We start from the raw sequence: 17337 nt of genomic DNA, 5'->3' as shown, positions 1-17337 counted from the left end.
AGGTCCGACAGGGACTGCAAGGCAGGATTTGAAAATGGCAACAGCAACACCGGCTCATCACGATCACGCCCACCCGCATGACGATCACGCGCACGCCAATCCGACCGGCTGGCGGCGTTTCGTCTATTCGACCAACCACAAGGACATCGGCACGATGTACCTGGTGTTCGCCATCATCGCCGGCGTGATCGGCGCCGCGATGTCGATCGCGATCCGCGTCGAGCTGATGTATCCCGGCGTGCAGCTGTTCCACGAGAGCCATACCTACAACGTGTTCGTGACCTCGCACGGCCTGATCATGATCTTCTTCATGGTGATGCCGGCGATGATCGGCGGCTTCGGCAACTGGTTCGTGCCGCTGATGATCGGCGCGCCCGACATGGCGTTCCCGCGCATGAACAACATCTCGTTCTGGCTGCTGCCGGCCTCGTTCGCGCTGCTTCTGATGTCGACCTTCGTCGAGGGTGAGCCGGGCGCCAACGGTGTCGGCGCGGGCTGGACCATCTACGCGCCGCTGTCGACCTCTGGCCATCCGGGACCGGCGGTCGATTTCGCCATCCTGTCGATCCATCTGGCCGGCGCCTCCTCGATCCTCGGCGCCATCAACTTCATCACCACCATCTTCAACATGCGCGCGCCGGGCATGACCCTGCACAAGATGCCGCTGTTCGTGTGGTCGATCCTGGTCACCGTGTTCCTGCTGCTGCTGTCGCTGCCCGTGCTGGCCGGCGCCATCACCATGCTGCTCACCGACCGCAATTTCGGCACCACCTTCTTCTCCGCCGACGGCGGCGGCGATCCGGTGCTGTTCCAGCATCTGTTCTGGTTCTTCGGCCACCCCGAAGTCTACATCCTGATCCTGCCGGCGTTCGGCATGATCAGCCAGATCGTCTCGACCTTCGCCAAGAAGCCGGTGTTCGGCTATCTCGGCATGGCCTATGCGATGGTCGCGATCGGCGGCATCGGCTTCGTGGTGTGGGCGCACCACATGTACACCGTCGGCATGTCGTCGGCGACGCAGGCCTATTTCGTCGCCGCCACCATGGTGATCGCGGTGCCGACCGGCGTGAAGATCTTCTCCTGGATCGCCACGATGTGGGGCGGCTCGATCGAGTTCAAGACGCCGATGATCTGGGCGATCGGCTTCATCTTCCTGTTCACGGTCGGCGGCGTCACCGGCGTGGTGCTGGCCAATGCCGGCGTCGACCGGGTGCTGCAGGATACCTATTACGTGGTGGCGCACTTCCACTACGTGCTGTCGCTCGGCGCCGTGTTCGGCATCTTCGCGGGCTGGTACTACTGGTTCCCGAAAATGTCCGGCTACATGTATTCGGAGTTCATCGGCAAGCTGCACTTCTGGGTCACCTTCGTCGGCGTCAACCTGGTGTTCTTCCCGCAGCATTTCCTCGGCCTGTCCGGCATGCCGCGCCGCTACATCGACTATCCCGACGCCTTCGCCGGCTGGAACCTGGTGTCCTCGCTCGGCTCCTACCTCTCCGGCTTCGGCGTGCTGATCTTCATCTACGGCGTCATCCTGGCGTTCGTGAAGAAGGAAAAGGCCGCAGACAATCCGTGGGGCGTTGGCGCCACCACGCTGGAATGGACGCTGCCGTCGCCGCCGCCGTTCCATCAGTTCGAAGTGCTGCCGCGCGTGCAGTAGTCGAAAATGCGCGGCGCATCGTTTGCGCCGCGCCCTTAAACGGAAGAAAGACCTGTCTTGTCGGTTATCGACCACAACGCCATCGAACTGCCTCGCATCTCGGAGGCCAGTGTTGCCGACTACATCGCGCTCTTGAAGCCGCGGGTAATGTCGCTGGTGATTTTCACGGCGCTGGTCGGGCTCGTGATCGCGCCCGGTCATGTCCACCCGGTGCTGGCCTTCACTTCGATCCTCTGCATCGCGGTCGGCGCCGGCGCCTCGGGCGCGCTGAACATGTGGTACGAGAGCGATATCGACGCGCTGATGTCGCGCACCGTCAACCGGCCGATTCCGCGCGGCCGGGTCACGCGTCCGGAAGCGCTCGCCTTCGGCCTGATCCTGGCGTTCTTCTCGGTGATGACGCTCGGCGTCCTCGTCAACTGGCTGGCCGGCGGGCTGCTGGCTTTCACCATCTTCTTCTACGTCGTGGTCTACACCATGATGCTGAAGCGCTGGACCGCGCAGAACATCGTGATCGGCGGCGCCGCCGGCGCGCTGCCTCCGGTGGTGGCGTGGGCGGCGGCGACCGGGTCGCTGTCGATGGAGCCGGTGCTGCTGTTCCTGATCATCTTCTTCTGGACCCCGCCGCATTTCTGGGCGCTGGCGCTGTTCCGCAGCGACGACTACGCCCGCGCCGGCGTGCCGATGCTGCCGGTGGTCGCCGGTCCCGATGCGACGAGGCTGCAGATCCTGCTTTACACGGTGGTGCTGGTCGCGGTCGCGGTGGCGCCATGGCCGCTCGGCTATTTCGACGCCGTCTACGGCGTGACCTCGCTGGTGCTCGGCGCCGGCATGCTGGCGCTGGCGGTCAACGTCTACCGGCTTCGCACCGGCAGCCAGGCGCTGCGCGCGACGCGAAAGCTGTTCGCCTTCTCGATCGTTTACCTGTTCGTGCTGTTCGCGACCTTGCTGCTCGAGGTCGTCGTCCATGCCGTCGCTCCTTCGATCTGGTAGGGGGCGCATGAGCGAATGGACAAAAAAGCAAAGCCTGACGGAATCGTCCTCACCGAGGCGCAGAAGAAAAGCCGCCGCGAGCGTTCGATCGCCATCGCGCTGGCGCTCGGCGTCCTGGTCGTGCTGTTTTTCGCCGTCACCATGGTCAAGGGACCGGCTGTGATGCTGCGGCCGATGTGACGGGATGATGTGATCGACATGGAGCGCCAGCCGACGATGCCGCAACCGCCGACCGCAAGCCAGAAAGCTGCCGCACGCCGCGGGCTGCGCGGCCGTTTTGCGCTGCGTGGGCTTGGCCGCGATGCGGCGGTGGCTTCGATCTGCGGCTTCGTCGTGGTGCTGATGGTCGGCGCGTCCTACGCGGCGGTGCCGTTCTACAACTGGTTCTGCCGCGCCACCGGCTTCAACGGCACCACCCAGGTCGCGACCTCGGCACCGTCAGGTGCGCCGCTGGCGCGCAAGATCGCGGTGCGCTTCGATGCCAATGTCGGACCGGGGCTGCCATGGAAGTTCGAGCCGGAGCAGACCGAAATCGAGGTCCGCATCGGCGAGGTCTTCACGGTGTTTTACAACGTGACCAACCAGTCGGCGCGGGAGACCACCGGGCAGGCCGCCTATAATGTGGCGCCGCTGACGGTTGGGGCGTATTTTCAGAAGATCAACTGCTTCTGCTTCACTGATCAGAGCATGGCGCCGGGCGAAAAGCGCCAGATGCCTGTCGTGTTCTATGTCGATCCGGCGTTGGCCGCGGACAGCGAGAACGACGGGCTGAACACCATTACGCTATCCTACACCTTCTACCCCATGCGGGAACCGGCACCGAAGCCGCTGGCGGCGAGCGAGCCGGACAAACGCAAGGGCAATCTCTGACCGCCGGATTTCCCGGGATTCAGGGATGGGATTTGATTTTTGAGACGAATACGTGCCGAATAGCACGGCACCGCTAACGGAGAGACCGCAATGGCTACGGCGCACGTCAAGCATCACGACTACCACCTCGTCGATCCCTCCCCGTGGCCGATCGTCGGTTCCATCTCGGCCTTCATCATGGCCGTCGGCGCGGTCGCCTGGATGCATCACATGTTCGCCGCCGCGCCGATCATTTTCGGCATCGGCACCATTGGCGTGCTCTACACCATGGCGGCCTGGTGGACGGACGTGATCCGCGAGGCCCAGCACAAGGGCGATCACACCCGCGTGGTGCAGATCAGCCATCGCTACGGCATGATCCTGTTCATCGCCTCCGAAGTGATGTTCTTCGTCGCCTGGTTCTGGGCTTTCTTCAATTCGGCGCTGTTCCCCGGCGATACGGTTCATGCCGCCCGCGAGGCGCTGTTCGGCGGCGTCTGGCCGCCGAAGGGCATCGAGACCTTCGATCCCTGGCATCTGCCGTTGTTGAACACGCTGATCCTGCTGACCTCGGGCACCACGGTGACCTGGGCGCATCACGCGCTGCTGGAGAATGACCGCCAGGGCCTGAAATGGGGCCTGATCCTCACCGTGCTGCTCGGCGTCGCTTTCACCTGCGTGCAGGCCTATGAATATGCCCACGCTGCGTTCGCGTTCAAGGGCAACATCTACGGCGCCACCTTCTTCATGGCGACCGGGTTCCACGGTTTCCACGTGCTGGTCGGCACCATCTTCCTGCTGGTCTGCCTGCTCCGCGCCTATGCCGGGCACTTCACGCCGACCCAGCACCTCGGCTTCGAATTCGCCGCCTGGTACTGGCATTTCGTCGACGTGGTGTGGTTGTTCCTGTTCATCTGCATCTATGTCTGGTTCGGTGGCGCACCTGGGGCGCACGGCGCGCACTGATCTGACACTACTGTGCTACAAGGGGGCGGCTGCAGGGCCGCCCCTTTTCGTTGGTGCCGTGCCCCGGACGCTGCGCAGCACCATGAGCGCGTTTACGCGCGTCTTCGACGCACTATGGTGATGCGCTGCTGAGCCGGGGCCCATCCTTTTGCACGCGAGGTGGGTCCCGGCGCTGCGGCGCAGCCTGAAAGTCGCTGGGCCGCGTCCGGGACACGAGCCCGCTCACTATGGAAGAATGCATGACCGACGAGACCTTACCGACGGTGGCGCAGAGCGCGATGCGCGGCCTCGCCTGCAAATGTCCGCGCTGCGGCAAGGGCAAATTGTATGCCGGCTTTCTCAACCTGAGGCCCCGATGCGAGTCCTGCGGGCTCGACTATGCTTTCATCGATACCGGCGACGGACCTGCAATTTTCCTGATCATGATCGCCGGCGCCATCGTGGTCGGATCGGCCCTGATCGTGGAGATCAAGTACCAGCCGCCGTTCTGGCTGCATGCCGCCCTTTGGCTGCCGCTGATTCTCGCGACCACGTTGCTGCCGATGCGTTCGATGAAGTCGCTCTTGATCGCGCTGCAGTTCCACCACAAGGCGGCACCCGGCCGGCTGATCGATCGCGAGCCGAAATGACCGCGGTGCAACGACGCCGCGGTGTCGCCGGCTTCGGCATTTTCTCGCTTGCGATGCTGGCGCTGTGTATCGGTCTCGGGCTGTGGCAGTTGCAGCGCCGGGCCGAGAAGCATGCGTTGATCGCGGCCCTGACCGAGCGTCTCGCAGGCGTCCCCGGAGCGCTGCCGCAGGCCGCGGATTGGAGTGCGCTAACGCCAGAGCGCGACGAATTCCGCCGCATCCGTTTCTCGGCGACCTATCAGCCGCGTCCGGATGCGATGGTCTACAGTTCCGGCTCGGCGGTACGCGATGACGTGACCGGTCCCGGCACCTGGGCGTTCCTGCCGGCGACGCTTGCCTCCGGCGAGACCGTCGTGATCAACACCGGCTTCGTGCAGAACACGATGCAGGACCGCGCCCAGCAGGATCGCGCAGTCACGCGACTGATCACGACGCAGCCGGTGACGTTGACCGGCTACCTCCGTTTTCCCGAAACTGCCGGCTCCCTGACGCCGGCGGAGAATACGGCAAAACGGCTGTGGTTCACCCGGGATCATCTGGCGATGGCACGCACGCTCGGCTGGGGCGAGGGCGGCAAGCCGGTCGCGCCGTTCTACATCGACCTGGAGGCGCCGGTGCCTGCCAGCGGCATCCCGAAACCCGGCCCGCTCACGGTTCGCCTCAAGGATAACCATCTGCAATATGCCGTCACCTGGTTCGGCCTCGCGGGCGTGGTGCTGGTCGCGTTTGTCGTGTGGTGGCGCGCGCAAAGGCGAGCGTGAATAGGTCTGCAATCCTGACCTTCTCCCGCCGGAAAACACGCAGCGGCCCTCAAGCGCCAAGTCGTTTCCTTACGGAAAGGGCGATCGCAACGGTGTGCAGCCTTGCACGTCATGCCAAAATGCCTTTGGATCGATTAATCCAGGGTTGCTCGCGGAAATTGAGCGGCGGATTCTCGTGAGTGACGGCGGCATGTCACAGTTCGAGCGCGATGGGGTAACGGCAGCCGGCGCCATCGAAGGGCTTCCGCCGATCGCGCTCACGCCCGAGCGGTCCTCGCCGCATGATTGGCTGCCGTATTGCTTCCCGCCGGCGCTTCTCTTGCTATCGTTGGCCATCATTGCGGGGACGTGGCTATGGCTGGGCGCCCCGGCCGCGGATGCGCCGCACTTCGGGTCCGGAAAGCTCCACTGCGTCTCTTACGCTCCCTTCAGGGATAGTCAGAATCCGCTGACGCCGGGGCTCATGATCGGTGCGCGCCAGATCGCTGAAGATCTCGATCAACTCGCCGGGATCAGCGACTGCGTCCGTACCTATTCGACCGGCAACGGACTGGATCAGGTTCCCGCGATGGCGCGGCGAGCCGGGCTGAAGCTGCTTTTGGGCATATGGATCGGTACGCGGCCCAGTGAAAATCTCCAGCAGATCGAGACCGCCATTGCATTGGCCAATGACTATGCCGATGTGGTCAGCGCCGTGATCGTCGGCAATGAGGTGCTGTTACGCCGGGAAATGACGGCGTCGGATCTCGCCGGTATCGTTCGCTCGGTAAAGGCACGCGTCAAGGTGCCTGTTACCTATGCCGATGTCTGGGATGTGTGGCTGCGTTCGCATGAGGTTTCCGCTGCAGTCGATTTCGTTACGGTTCACGTTCTGCCGTATTGGGATGATCTGCCGATAAGCGCCGTGCGAGCGGCCGCGCATGTCGGGTCGATGCGGCAGCGGATTGCTGCCGCGTTTCCGGACAAGGAAATCTTCGTTGGTGAGGTCGGCTGGCCAAGTGCGGGGCGAATGCGCGAAGGCGCATTGCCCTCGCCGGCCAATCAGGTGCGTGTCATTTCCAATATTCTCGCGCTGGCGGCGCAGCAGAACTTTCGGGTCAATTTGATCGAGGCCTATGACCAGCCGTGGAAAGCCAAATGGGAAGGGACCGTCGGCAGGCATTGGGGCCTGTTCGATTCCGAAGCGCGGGCGCTGAAATATCCCGCGGGCGTTCCGGTTCGCAATCACCCGTTCTGGGAAATCCAGATGGCCGGCGGGATCGCGTTCTGCCTGCTGATATTTGCCGTCGCATATGGCGCCGGTCGGCAAACCCGCGGGCAATCGCGGCCGGCGACCTGGTTCGCAATTGCCCTTGTCGCGTCGGTCAGCGGGGTATTGCTGGGAATGGCGATCGAGAGAACCTTGCTGCAGGGCTTCGGAATCGCCGGATCGATCAGGTGCGGCGTGCTGCTTGCCGTGGCGACCGGCGGGCCGCTGCTTTGCGCCATCGCGCTGATGACAGGCGTGGCGCCGCCGACGTTTTCGGAGGTCATGGGAGTGCGAGGCGATCGACGCCTTCCCGGATTGTCGTTGGCTCTGGGAGCCGCCCTGACGCTGACGACCCTGGCTGCCTGCGAGACCGCCCTCGGTCTGGTGTTCGACCCGCGTTACCGCGATTTTCCCTTTGCACCGCTGACCATGGCTGTGCTGCCCTATCTGATCCTCCGGTCTTTCGACCGGCGGCAGATGGCGGGTTCGCCTCCCCTGGCCGAAGCCGTATTCTGCGTGCTGTTCGGCATGTCGGCGGCCTGTATCGCGTTCAACGAAGGTCGCGAGAACTGGCAATCGCTATGGACGTGCGCGGCATATCTTGCGCTTGGGAGTGCCTTGTGGCTGGCGCGCGCTCCGGGTGAAAGAACCGGTTTCCACTTCGCTTGAAAACGCTTTATGGTGCCGCGCGACTTCGCCACCGGCAAAGTTAGATAATTCACTGATATCAAAGGCTTGGCGATAGCCTTGAGCCTTTGGAGGGCGGTTTGACGCGGTATATTTCGACGCGGGGGGAGGCCCCCACGCTGGGTTTTTGCGACGTGATGCTGACCGGGCTAGCCCGCGACGGCGGCCTTTACGTGCCCGAGACCTGGCCGCAATTGTCGCCCGAAGCCATCGCCGGATTGTTCGGCCGGCCTTATTGGGAAGTCGCGGTCGAGGTGATTCGCCCGTTCGTCGGCGGCGAAATCTCCGACGCCGATCTCGGCCGCATGGCCAATGAGGCCTACGCCACGTTCCGCCATCCCGCCGTGGTTCCGCTCGACCAGACCGGTCCCAATCAATTCATGCTGGAGCTGTTTCACGGCCCGACGCTGGCGTTCAAGGACGTCGCGATGCAGCTGATTTCGCGGCTGATGGACCACGTGCTTGCCAAGCGCGCTCAGCGCACCACCATCGTGGTCGCGACCTCGGGCGATACCGGCGGTGCGGCCGTCGATGCCTTCGCCGGCCTCGACCATGTCGATCTGATCGTGCTGTTTCCGCATGGCCGGATCTCCGACGTGCAGCGGCGGATGATGACGACGTCGGGCGCCTCGAACGTCCATGCGCTCGCCATCGAGGGCCATTTCGACGATTGCCAGGCGATCGTGAAGGGACTGTTCAATCATCACGGCTTTCGCGATGAGGTCGCGCTGTCAGGCGTCAACTCCATCAACTGGGCGCGGATCGTGGCGCAGGTGGTGTATTATTTCACCTCGGCGGTGGCGCTCGGCTCGCCCGCGCGCACGGTGGATTTCACCGTGCCGACCGGGAATTTCGGCGACATTTTCGCCGGCTACGTCGCCAAGAAAATGGGCCTGCCGGTGCGCTGGCTGCGGATCGCCGCCAACGTCAACGACATCCTGCCGCGCACGCTGAAGACCGGCATCTATGAAGTGCGCGAGGTTCACGCCTCGGCTTCGCCGTCGATGGATATCCAGGTCTCCTCGAATTTCGAGCGGCTGCTGTTCGAGGCCGGCGGACGCGATGCCGCCAGCGTGCGCCGGTTGATGGCGTCGCTGAAACAGTCCGGACGCTTCGTGCTGCCCGACGCGACGCTGGCGGCGATCCGCGCCGAATTCGACGCCGGCCGCGCCGACGAGACCGAAACCGCCGCCGCCATCCGCGCCGCCTGGCGCGAGGCCGGCGATCTGGTCGATCCGCATACCGCGGTGGCGCTGGCGGTGGCGGACCGCGACACCCCGGATTCGAAAATTCCCAACATCGTGCTGTCGACCGCGCATGCCGCGAAATTCCCCGATGCGGTGGAGGCGGCGTGCGGCGTGCGTCCGGAACTGCCGGCCTGGCTCGAGGGTTTGATGAGCAAACCCGAACACATCACGGTCATGAAGAACGACCAGGTCGAAGTCGAACGATTCGTGCGCTCGGTCAGCCGCGCCGCGAAGCAAGGAGTTGCCGGATGAGCGTCGATGTCACCAAGCTTCCCTCCGGCCTCACCGTGATCACCGATTCCATGCCGCATCTGGAGACGGCGGCGCTCGGGGTGTGGGCCGGTGTCGGCGGCCGCGACGAAAAGCCCAACGAGCACGGCATCTCGCATCTGCTCGAGCACATGGCCTTCAAGGGCACCACGCGACGCTCGTCGCGGGAGATCGTCGAGGAGATCGAGGCGGTCGGCGGCGACCTCAATGCCGGCACGTCGACCGAGACCACGGCCTATTATGCCCGTGTGATGAAGGCTGACGTGCCGCTGGCGCTCGACGTGCTCAGTGACATCCTGGCCAATCCGTCCTTCGTGCCGGACGAGCTCGAGCGCGAAAAGAGCGTCATCGTGCAGGAGATCGGCGCGGCCCAGGACACCCCCGACGACGTGGTGTTCGAACACCTCAACGAGCTGTGCTTCCCGGATCAGCCGATGGGCCGCTCGCTGCTGGGGACGGCGAAGACCCTGAAAGGTTTCAATCGCGATACGCTGCAAGGCTATCTGTCGACGCATTACCGCGGTCCCGACATGGTGGTGGCAGCCGCCGGCGCGGTCGATCACCGGCGGGTCGTGGAAGAAGTGTCGCACAGGTTCGCCAGCTTCGACGGACCGCAGGCGCCGAAGCCGCAAGCGGCGATGTTCGGCAAGGGCGGTTCCCGCGTGGTGCATCGCGACCTCGAGCAGGCGCATCTGACGCTGGCGCTCGAGGGGGTGCCGCAATCCGACCTGTCGCTGTTCTCCCTGCAGGTCTTCACCAACACGCTCGGCGGCGGAATGTCGTCGCGGCTGTTCCAGGAAGTGCGGGAAAAACGCGGGCTGTGCTACTCGATCTACACCTTCCATGCGCCCTACAGCGACACCGGATTTTTCGGGCTCTATACCGGCACCGATCCCGGTGACGCGCCTGAAATGATGGAGGTGATCGTCGACGTCATCAACGACGCGGTCGAGACACTGACCGAAGCCGAGGTGGCGCGCGCCAGGGCGCAGATGAAGGCGGGGCTCTTGATGGCGCTGGAAAGCTGCTCGGCGCGCGCCGAACAACTGGCGCGCCATGTGCTGGCCTATGGGCGGCCATTGACGGTGGAAGAGCTGGTAGCCCGGATCGACGCGGTCAGCGTGGAATCGACCCGCAACGCCGCCCGCGCCCTGTTGTCGCGCAGCCGCCCGGCGGTGGTGGCGCTCGGCAGCGGCAGGGGTCTGGACACGGCGGTGAGTTTCGCGGAAGGTTTGACCCGGTCGAAGGCGAAGTCACTGCTGCATTAGGAGGGTCGCTTGCTGCCCATGCTTCGAGACGCTCGCGCCGCTCGCTCCTCAGCATGAGGTTGTTGTGTTTCAACAGCTTAAACCTCATCCTGAGGAGCTCGGCATCGCGCAGCGAAGCCGGGCGTCTCGAAGGATGGGCAGCAATACCGATGTGTGATTCCAAGTCTTAGGGCAGGGGGAGTTTGAAGCATGGCCCTGTTTCGTTTGCCATCCAGCGGACCGGCGGCGCTCGCCCCGCGTGGCCACGGCCTGTTGCTGCGCGCGCCGCAGATGTCCGATTTCCTGGCCTGGTCGCAGCTGCGCGAATCGAGCCGGGGGTATCTCACGCCATGGGAACCGATCTGGCCGTCCGACGACCTGACCCGCTCGGGCTTCCGGCGCAGGCTGCGCCGCTATGCCGAGGACATCGCCGCCGACCGGTCCTATCCCTTCATCGTGTTCCGGGAATCCGACGGCGCCATGATCGGCGGCGTGACGCTGGCGAATGTCCGCCGCGGCATCGTGCAGGCCGGCACCATCGGATACTGGGTCGGGCAGCCCTATGCGCATCGCGGCTACATGACGGCGGCGCTGCGGGTGTTGCTGCCGTCGCTGTTCGGCGAACTCAACCTTCACCGCATCGAGGCCGCCTGCATTCCGACCAATTCGCCCTCGATCCGCGTGCTGGAGAAATGCGGCTTCGCCCGCGAGGGGCTGGCGCGACGCTATCTCTGCATCAACGGCGTCTGGCAGGACCACCTGCTGTTCGGGCTGCTGCATGAGGATTTTCGCGGCTGACCCCATTCTATCAGCGTTTCGGACGCCTTTGGTTCGCCGCCATTGCCCTGCTATAAGGCGGGCCAGAGCGTTTTCGAGCGAAGTGGACGCCGGTTCGCGTCAAGAAAACGCGTCGAAATAAAGACTGGAGCGTCGGTTCCAAACCGACGCTGCAGGGGACGATATTCAGAACACGCAAGTTACCGGGGACATCGCATGGAGGTTAAACCTGTGATCAGGACGGCCGCGCGGCCGGGCAAATCTCGCCGGGTCGCGCTGTTGGCCGTGATTTCATTGGCCATGGGCTCGGGCATGCTGGCTTCGCCGGCATCGGCGCAGTCGATCACCGATCGCTTCAAGGGCCTGTTCGGCGGCAAGTCGGAGGAGGCTCCCGCGCCGGGCGCCCCACCTGCCGCGGATCAAGCCCCTGATGGACTGTCCTGTCCCCCGGTCAGCATTCGCGCCGGAGCCTCCACCTATCAGGTGGCAGCCCCCGGCAAGCAGCCGGTCGGCAACGATCTGCGGTTCCAGGTGACGATCACGCGGACCGCGCGCGAGTGCAGCTACACGGGCGGCGAGATCACCGCACGGATCGGCATTCAGGGCCGCGTCATCGCCGGCCCCGCCGGCGCTCCCGCCACCGTCGATATCCCGATGCGGGTGGCGGTGGTGCAGTCCGGCGTGCAGGAAAAAACCATCGCCACCAAGGCGTACCGGACCTCGGTGACGATGTCGGAGGACGGCAGCGTGCCGTTCACGCTGGTCGCCGAAGACCTGGCCTATCCCGCGCCGCCGGGAGCGGTCGGCGATTCCTACATCTTCTACATCGGCTTCGATCCGCAGGCGCTGAAGCCGGAACCGAAGGCGAAGCCGAAGAAGAAGTAATTTTAGCTGCAGAAAATGCACTCGGTTGTCATCGCCCGGCTTGACCGGGCGACCCGGTATCCAGAGACGTCAGCAATAGAGCCGAGAAACCGCGGCGTACTGGATCGCCCGCTTTCGCGGGCGACGACATCAATAGATATTTGCGGTTGACGACAACCGAACAAAAAAGCCGGCGCGATGATCTCGCGCCGGCTTTTGTCAACGAATTGAAACGCGTCAGTTCAGCTTGGCCTTGACCTCGGCGATGCCCTTGATGAGCAGGTCGTCGGCGACCGAGCCTTGCACCGATTGCGACAGGATGGCGGAAGCCGCCGTCACCGCGGCGTTGGCTGCCGCCGCGCGAACGTCGGCGAGGGCCTGGGCTTCGGCGAGCGCGATCTTGCCCTCGGCGGTCTTGGTGCGCCGGGCGACGAAATCTTCCAGCTTGGTCTTGGCTTCGGAGGCGATGCGCTCGGCTTCGGCCTTGGCGGAGGCGATGATGTCCTGCGCCTCGGCTTCCGCCTTGGCGTGACGGGCCTTGTATTCCGCCAGCAGCTTGGCAGCCTCGTCCTTGAGCCGTCGAGCTTCGTCGAGCTCTGCCTTGATGCGCTCGCTGCGATGATCGAGCGCCTTCAGTACGGTGCGATGGATGCCGAAATAGGCGAACACCGCCATCAGGAGAACGAAGGCGACGGCGACCCAGAATTCCGCTTGGTAGAACATCGTCACTATCCCTTCAGCGACGCATCAACGGCCGAACTCACGGCCTTGCCGTCGGGCACCACGCCGGTCAGCCGCTGCACGATCGCGGAGGCTGCTTCGGCGGCGATGCCGCGGACATTGCTCATCGCGGTCTCGCGCGTCGACGCGATGGTTTTTTCAGCCTCGGCGAGCCTGACCGACAACTTGTCTTCCAGCGCCTTGCGCTCGGCTTCCGATGCCGCGTTCAGCTTTTCGCGGGTCTCGGCGCCGATCGCCTGTGCGCGCGAACGGGCCGCGGCCAGCTCGCTCTCATAGGCTTTCAGGGCGTTGTCGGACTCGTCCTTCAGCTTCTGCGCCGCAGCCAGATCGCCCTCGATCGCAGCCTGACGGTCCTCGATCGTCTTGCCGACGCGCGGCAGGGCGATACGCGAGACGATCAGGTAAAGTGCAACGAACGCGACCAGCAGCGACACCAGTTGCGAAGCAAAGGTGTCCTTCTGGAACGGCGGAAACGGAGCCTTGTGGCCGCCATCTGCCGCGGTATGAGCCGTCGTAGCCACGGGCTTCTCCTCGTTGGACGATCGAGGTCCCGGTTCGGGACCTCACCGGCCAGATCGGTATGGGATCAGAGAGCGAACAGCAGCAACAGCGCGATCAGCAGCGAGAAAATGCCGAGCGCTTCGGTCACGGCGAAGCCGAAAATCAGGTTGCCGAACTGGCCCTGGGCTGCCGAGGGATTGCGCACCGCAGCGGCAAGATAGTTGCCGAAGATGATGCCCACGCCGGCGCCCGCGCCACCCATGCCAATGCAGGCAATACCAGCGCCAATGTACTTTGCAGCGATCGGATCCATGAAACGAACTCCTTCTTGAGTTTTGCTAGAGCGGCAGGTTTGCCAGTGAGGGCCGGATCAGTGGCCCGGATGGAGAGCATCGTTGAGATAGATGCAGGTGAGGATGGCGAAGACGTAGGCCTGAAGGAACGCGACCAGAAGCTCGAGCGCGGTCAGCGCCATGGTCAGGCCGAGCGGCAACACGGCGCCGGCCCAGCCGAGGAAGCCGAGGGCTCCGAGCATGCCGATGAAGCTCGCGAACACTTTCAGCGCGATGTGGCCTGCCAGCATGTTGGCGAAAAGTCGCACCGAATGCGATACCGGCCGCAGGAAGAACGACAGCACCTCGATGAACATCACCAGCGGCAGGATCGCGATCGGAACGCCCGAAGGCACGAAGATCTTGAAGAATTTCAGGCCGTTCTTGTAGATGCCGTAGAACAGCACGGTGAAGAACACGACCAGCGCCAGCGCGACGGTGACGATCAGATGGCTGGAAACGGTGAAGGTGTAGGGAATGATGCCGATGAAGTTCGAGATCATGATGAACATGAACAGCGAGAAAATCAGCGGGAAGAACTTCATGCCTTCCGAGCCGGCGGTGCTTCTGATCGTACTGGCCACGAATTCGTAGCTCAGTTCGGCCACCGACTGCATGCGGCCCGGGATCAGCTGCCGGCCGGTGCCGAGCATCAGCACGGAGATCACCGCCACCGACAGGAACATGTAGGCCGACGAATTGGTGAACGCGATTTCGTGTCCGCCGATGTGACCGAGGGTGAAGAGCTTGGTGATCTCGAACTGGTGAATTGGATCGGCGGCCATGCGTCTCTCAGTCTATCGGTTTCGCGATCTCGGGGATCGCGTCGGACGTTCGGTGGCGCTTCGCGATGCCAGCGTCAGAGCCGTTCGGACTGCTTCGCCATCACGCCCGCGGTTCGCATCACATTCATCACGCCGGCGGTAAAGCCAAGCAGCAGGAACACGATGAGGCCCCAGGGCGAAGTCGACAGCAGGCGATCGAAACCCCAGCCGAGACCCGCTCCGACAAGAACACCGGCAACCAGTTCGGAGGAGAGCCGAAGCCCCATGGCCATGGCGGATGCCCTGGCCTGAGCCTGCTCAGTTCCGGACGGGTCAGTCCCGATTTTGCGGCTGTCCCTGACTTCGGACAACCGCTGATCCAGACTTCCGAGCCTTGCGGAAAGCGCGGCTTCGTCGGACGATTTATCGCCACTTCCATTCCGCTCGCCGTTCGTGCCTTCAGCCATGCTGTGGAGCCCAAACGAACCTGCGGTGGATGGAAATTACGCCCCGTCACCCTCAAAAGCCGCGCGGACCATACTGACCGCACCTAACCAAGTCAAGATTGCGTCGTAACCAGTTAGTGCATTGATTTCTCTCGATTTATTCAACCGCAGCGGGATCGGCGGCCGAGCCCTCGCCGCACTGCAATAGCTGACCGTCTCAATGGGCGATCTTGCGCGGTATCGGCGGGTCTGTTGGGATGATTCCGACTGTCATTGCCACCTGTGGATTCACCTGGAGACCGCATGCCGCGTCAGATCGACTACTATTTTTCGCTGCTCTCCCCGTGGGCCTACATCGGCCATGAATTATTCCGGGAGGTCGCAAGTACCTACGATCTCGAGGTAAATCACAAGCCGGTGGTGCTGGTCGACCTGTTCTCGGAGACTGGCGGCCTGCCGCTGATGAAGCGCCATCCGGTGCGGCAGCGCTATCGGATGCTTGAACTGCAGCGCTGGCGCGACAAGCGCGGCCTCACTTTCAACCTGCAGCCGGCGAACTGGCCGTTCAACGCACGGCTCGCCGATGGCGTGGTGATTGCGGCCATCGAGGCCGGCCACGATCCGGGTCCGTATCTGCGGCGGGCATATGCTGCGGTGTGGGAAGACCAGCTCAATCTGGCCGATCCGGCCACCTTGATCAGGCTGGCCGACGATTCCGGGCTTCCCGGCGGGCAATTGGTGGCGCGTTCGGGGTCCGATGAGATCAGCGCGGTCTATGAGCAAAACCGCCAGGATGCGCTGGCGGCCGATGTGTTCGGATCGCCGGCCTATGTGCTCGATGGCGAGGTATTCTGGGGGCAGGACCGGATCGAATTGCTTGCCGACGCGTTGAAATCCGGCCGCGCGCCCTATAGGTCGCAGGTGTAGGCTGGTAGCGCCCGGGACGGGGACAGCCTGTCCGGTTTGAGGCGGTGCGATCCCAGCGGAGCGATCCCATGAGCACAGCGACGTCGAGCACAGCGAAATTGTCCTGGAAGTTCTCCACAGCAATCGCAGCCAGCGCGGTGATTCTTGGCCTCGCCGCTTCCTTTGGCGGAACCGGCGCCGCCGTCGCGCAATCGATGCCGGACGGCGAGAAGGGCCGCTATTCCATGTCGACGGTCGGCAACGGCGTGATCCGGCTGGATACCAGGACCGGCGCGGTTTCGACCTGCAGCAACAGCGGCGCGGGCTGGGCCTGCTATGCCGTGCCCGACGAACGCGCGGCGCTGGATGCGGAAATCGGCCGGCTGCAGGCCGACAATGACAGACTGAAGGCTGAATTGGCGGCGCGCGAAGCCGTCGTCACCGGCAAGATCGACGAGGCCTTGCCCAAGGAGACATTGCCCAAGGACAGCTTGCCCAAAACCGACTCGCTGAAAAAGCCCGATCCGAAGGTAGCCGAGGGCGAGCGCAAGATCGAGATTCCGCTGCCGAGCGACCGCGACATGGACCGTATGATGTCGTTCCTGGAGCGGGCGTGGAAGCGGCTGATCGAGATGGCCAACCGGGTGCAGAAGGACGTTTCCGGCCGGATTTGAGCGTCCTGCACGCTCTTTCCACGTCGTCCCCGCGAACGCGGGGACCCATACGCCGCGGCCTCTCGACGTTGCACAATGTATGTCGACGCTTTTCTTAATAACCAACATCGGTGGTTATGGGTCCCTGCTTTCGCAGGGACGACGTCTGGAGATATTCGTGCCACCCAAATCCATTTCCCGCTCCGCGCCGTCGACGGTCACCGTGACCGCCATCGTGTCCTCGCTGCTGACGGTGCAGACGCGCGGCGCCGGCTTCACCGATCTCACCGCCGAGATCGAAAAATTCATCCACGACGCCGGCGCGCAGGAGGGCGCGGTGACGCTGTTCATCCGCCATACCTCGGCGTCGCTGACGATCCAGGAAAATGCCGATCCCTCGGTGCTGACAGATCTGATGACGGTGCTCGGCCGGCTCGCGCCCGAGGGCGCCGGATGGAGCCACGACACCGAAGGCCCCGACGACATGCCGGCGCACATCAAGACCATGCTGACGGCGACCTCGCTGCAGGTGCCGGTGCTCGAGGGCGAACTCGCGCTGGGAACCTGGCAGGCGATCTATTTGGTCGAGCATCGCCGCGCGCCGCACCGCCGCGAGGTCGTGCTGCAGTTTGCCGGAAGCACGAGTTCGCGCGGTCGCACCCTCCGTCTCCCCCCCGCCCGCGCAGCGGTGGGGAGGGGCCGGGCGAGGGGACGGGGGTGGGGGGTCTATCGGCCTGGACCGCTGCCAATGAGTTTGCAAACACGACTCGCAGCGAGTTTGCTGAAGCGCCCCCC

General features: G+C 64.0%; 19 protein-coding genes and 1 pseudogene. 15 read left to right on the top strand and 5 right to left on the bottom strand.

Features of this window, described 5'->3' with window-relative positions; genetic code table 11:
* Nucleotides 1-34 precede the first annotated feature (34 nt).
* The 12 genes from ctaD (at nucleotide 35) to Q7U29_RS20160 (ending at nucleotide 12220) form a co-directional block, all read left to right on the top strand.
* Entirely contained in the window at nucleotides 35-1660 is a 1626-nt protein-coding gene (gene ctaD, locus Q7U29_RS20215) for a cytochrome c oxidase subunit I (protein ID WP_304744255.1), read from the top strand.
* Between the two features lie 57 nt (nucleotides 1661-1717).
* On the top strand, nucleotides 1718-2653 hold the full coding sequence (locus Q7U29_RS20210; protein WP_304744253.1) for a heme o synthase: 936 nt from the start codon (nucleotides 1718-1720) through the stop codon (nucleotides 2651-2653).
* Nucleotides 2654-2668: 15 nt separating this feature from the next.
* On the top strand, nucleotides 2669-2833 hold the full coding sequence (locus tag Q7U29_RS20205) for a CoxF protein (protein ID WP_304744252.1): 165 nt from the start codon (nucleotides 2669-2671) through the stop codon (nucleotides 2831-2833).
* A gap of 36 nt (nucleotides 2834-2869) precedes the next feature.
* A complete protein-coding gene (locus Q7U29_RS20200) occupies nucleotides 2870-3523 on the top strand; it encodes a cytochrome c oxidase assembly protein (RefSeq protein ID WP_370691797.1) in 654 nt (217 codons plus the stop codon).
* A 90-nt stretch (nucleotides 3524-3613) separates the two neighbouring features.
* Nucleotides 3614-4468, top strand: a complete 855-nt coding sequence (locus Q7U29_RS20195) for a cytochrome c oxidase subunit 3 (RefSeq protein WP_304744248.1) — start codon at nucleotides 3614-3616, stop codon at nucleotides 4466-4468.
* A gap of 239 nt (nucleotides 4469-4707) precedes the next feature.
* Complete coding sequence (locus tag Q7U29_RS20190; RefSeq protein WP_304744246.1) at nucleotides 4708-5097, top strand: DUF983 domain-containing protein; 390 nt, start codon at nucleotides 4708-4710, stop codon at nucleotides 5095-5097.
* Nucleotides 5094-5858 (top strand): SURF1 family protein, encoded by a 765-nt coding sequence (locus tag Q7U29_RS20185; protein ID WP_304744245.1) that lies wholly within the window; start codon nucleotides 5094-5096, stop codon nucleotides 5856-5858. The genes Q7U29_RS20190 and Q7U29_RS20185 overlap by 4 nt, the downstream gene beginning before the upstream one ends.
* A gap of 94 nt (nucleotides 5859-5952) precedes the next feature.
* Nucleotides 5953-7776: a beta-(1-6) glucans synthase gene (locus tag Q7U29_RS20180; protein ID WP_304744243.1), complete on the top strand. Its 1824-nt coding sequence runs from the start codon at nucleotides 5953-5955 to the stop codon at nucleotides 7774-7776.
* A gap of 98 nt (nucleotides 7777-7874) precedes the next feature.
* Entirely contained in the window at nucleotides 7875-9293 is a 1419-nt protein-coding gene (gene thrC / locus Q7U29_RS20175) for a threonine synthase (protein ID WP_304744242.1), read from the top strand.
* Nucleotides 9290-10579, top strand: coding sequence for a pitrilysin family protein (locus Q7U29_RS20170; protein ID WP_304744240.1), 1290 nt, complete (start codon nucleotides 9290-9292; stop codon nucleotides 10577-10579). The genes thrC and Q7U29_RS20170 overlap by 4 nt, the downstream gene beginning before the upstream one ends.
* A 189-nt stretch (nucleotides 10580-10768) precedes the next feature.
* The gene (locus tag Q7U29_RS20165) at nucleotides 10769-11356 is read left to right on the top strand and encodes a GNAT family N-acetyltransferase (RefSeq protein WP_304744239.1); all 588 of its coding nucleotides are present in this window, start codon (nucleotides 10769-10771) and stop codon (nucleotides 11354-11356) included.
* A 279-nt stretch (nucleotides 11357-11635) separates the two neighbouring features.
* Complete coding sequence (locus Q7U29_RS20160) at nucleotides 11636-12220, top strand: hypothetical protein (RefSeq protein ID WP_370691796.1); 585 nt, start codon at nucleotides 11636-11638, stop codon at nucleotides 12218-12220.
* 216 nt (nucleotides 12221-12436) lie between these two features.
* Here the strand turns inward: Q7U29_RS20160 and Q7U29_RS20155 are convergent, their stop codons facing one another.
* The 5 genes from Q7U29_RS20155 to Q7U29_RS20135 all read right to left on the bottom strand — a co-directional run bounded on the left by Q7U29_RS20155 (nucleotide 12437) and on the right by Q7U29_RS20135 (nucleotide 15004).
* Nucleotides 12437-12922, bottom strand: a complete 486-nt coding sequence (locus Q7U29_RS20155; protein WP_304744237.1) for an ATP F0F1 synthase subunit B — start codon at nucleotides 12920-12922, stop codon at nucleotides 12437-12439.
* A 5-nt stretch (nucleotides 12923-12927) separates the two neighbouring features.
* A complete protein-coding gene (locus Q7U29_RS20150) occupies nucleotides 12928-13461 on the bottom strand; it encodes a F0F1 ATP synthase subunit B' (protein ID WP_304744236.1) in 534 nt (177 codons plus the stop codon).
* A gap of 65 nt (nucleotides 13462-13526) precedes the next feature.
* Entirely contained in the window at nucleotides 13527-13754 is a 228-nt protein-coding gene (locus Q7U29_RS20145; RefSeq protein ID WP_009796340.1) for a F0F1 ATP synthase subunit C, read from the bottom strand.
* Nucleotides 13755-13811: 57 nt separating this feature from the next.
* Nucleotides 13812-14558, bottom strand: a complete 747-nt coding sequence (locus tag Q7U29_RS20140; RefSeq protein WP_304744235.1) for a F0F1 ATP synthase subunit A — start codon at nucleotides 14556-14558, stop codon at nucleotides 13812-13814.
* 74 nt (nucleotides 14559-14632) lie between these two features.
* Entirely contained in the window at nucleotides 14633-15004 is a 372-nt protein-coding gene (locus Q7U29_RS20135) for an AtpZ/AtpI family protein (protein WP_304744233.1), read from the bottom strand.
* Between the two features lie 282 nt (nucleotides 15005-15286).
* On the opposite strand from Q7U29_RS20135, the gene Q7U29_RS20130 reads away from it, so the two are divergent.
* The 3 genes and pseudogenes from Q7U29_RS20130 to Q7U29_RS20120 form a co-directional block, all read left to right on the top strand.
* Nucleotides 15287-15910, top strand: a complete 624-nt coding sequence (locus Q7U29_RS20130) for a 2-hydroxychromene-2-carboxylate isomerase (protein ID WP_304744232.1) — start codon at nucleotides 15287-15289, stop codon at nucleotides 15908-15910.
* Nucleotides 15911-15978: 68 nt separating this feature from the next.
* On the top strand, nucleotides 15979-16563 hold the full coding sequence (locus Q7U29_RS20125) for a hypothetical protein (protein WP_304744230.1): 585 nt from the start codon (nucleotides 15979-15981) through the stop codon (nucleotides 16561-16563).
* A gap of 157 nt (nucleotides 16564-16720) precedes the next feature.
* A pseudogene (locus Q7U29_RS20120) lies at nucleotides 16721-17182 on the top strand (secondary thiamine-phosphate synthase enzyme YjbQ); the annotation flags it as partial.
* Nucleotides 17183-17337: the final 155 nt, after the last annotated feature.

Source organism: Bradyrhizobium sp., from assembly GCF_030654605.1.
Classification (GTDB): domain Bacteria; phylum Pseudomonadota; class Alphaproteobacteria; order Rhizobiales; family Xanthobacteraceae; genus Bradyrhizobium.
Note: the sequence above shows the minus strand (reverse complement) of the source record. Positions and strands in the feature narration are given on the sequence as shown.

Excerpts from the sequence above, each read along its gene's own strand:
- Q7U29_RS20125 (WP_304744230.1), top strand. The coding sequence starts at position 15,979 with ATGAGCACAGCGACGTCGAGCACAGCGAAATTGTCCTGGAAGTTCTCC.
- Q7U29_RS20190 (WP_304744246.1), top strand. The coding sequence starts at position 4,708 with ATGACCGACGAGACCTTACCGACGGTGGCGCAGAGCGCGATGCGCGGC.
- Q7U29_RS20185 (WP_304744245.1), top strand. The coding sequence starts at position 5,094 with ATGACCGCGGTGCAACGACGCCGCGGTGTCGCCGGCTTCGGCATTTTC.
- Q7U29_RS20195 (WP_304744248.1), top strand. The coding sequence starts at position 3,614 with ATGGCTACGGCGCACGTCAAGCATCACGACTACCACCTCGTCGATCCC.
- Q7U29_RS20140 (WP_304744235.1), bottom strand. The coding sequence starts at position 14,558 with ATGGCCGCCGATCCAATTCACCAGTTCGAGATCACCAAGCTCTTCACC.
- Q7U29_RS20130 (WP_304744232.1), top strand. The coding sequence starts at position 15,287 with ATGCCGCGTCAGATCGACTACTATTTTTCGCTGCTCTCCCCGTGGGCC.
- Q7U29_RS20135 (WP_304744233.1), bottom strand. The coding sequence starts at position 15,004 with ATGGCTGAAGGCACGAACGGCGAGCGGAATGGAAGTGGCGATAAATCG.
- Q7U29_RS20200 (WP_370691797.1), top strand. The coding sequence starts at position 2,870 with ATGCCGCAACCGCCGACCGCAAGCCAGAAAGCTGCCGCACGCCGCGGG.
- Q7U29_RS20155 (WP_304744237.1), bottom strand. The coding sequence starts at position 12,922 with ATGTTCTACCAAGCGGAATTCTGGGTCGCCGTCGCCTTCGTTCTCCTG.
- Q7U29_RS20160 (WP_370691796.1), top strand. The coding sequence starts at position 11,636 with ATGGGCTCGGGCATGCTGGCTTCGCCGGCATCGGCGCAGTCGATCACC.
- Q7U29_RS20145 (WP_009796340.1), bottom strand. The coding sequence starts at position 13,754 with ATGGATCCGATCGCTGCAAAGTACATTGGCGCTGGTATTGCCTGCATT.
- Q7U29_RS20170 (WP_304744240.1), top strand. The coding sequence starts at position 9,290 with ATGAGCGTCGATGTCACCAAGCTTCCCTCCGGCCTCACCGTGATCACC.
- Q7U29_RS20165 (WP_304744239.1), top strand. The coding sequence starts at position 10,769 with ATGGCCCTGTTTCGTTTGCCATCCAGCGGACCGGCGGCGCTCGCCCCG.
- Q7U29_RS20205 (WP_304744252.1), top strand. The coding sequence starts at position 2,669 with ATGGACAAAAAAGCAAAGCCTGACGGAATCGTCCTCACCGAGGCGCAG.
- ctaD (WP_304744255.1), top strand. The coding sequence starts at position 35 with ATGGCAACAGCAACACCGGCTCATCACGATCACGCCCACCCGCATGAC.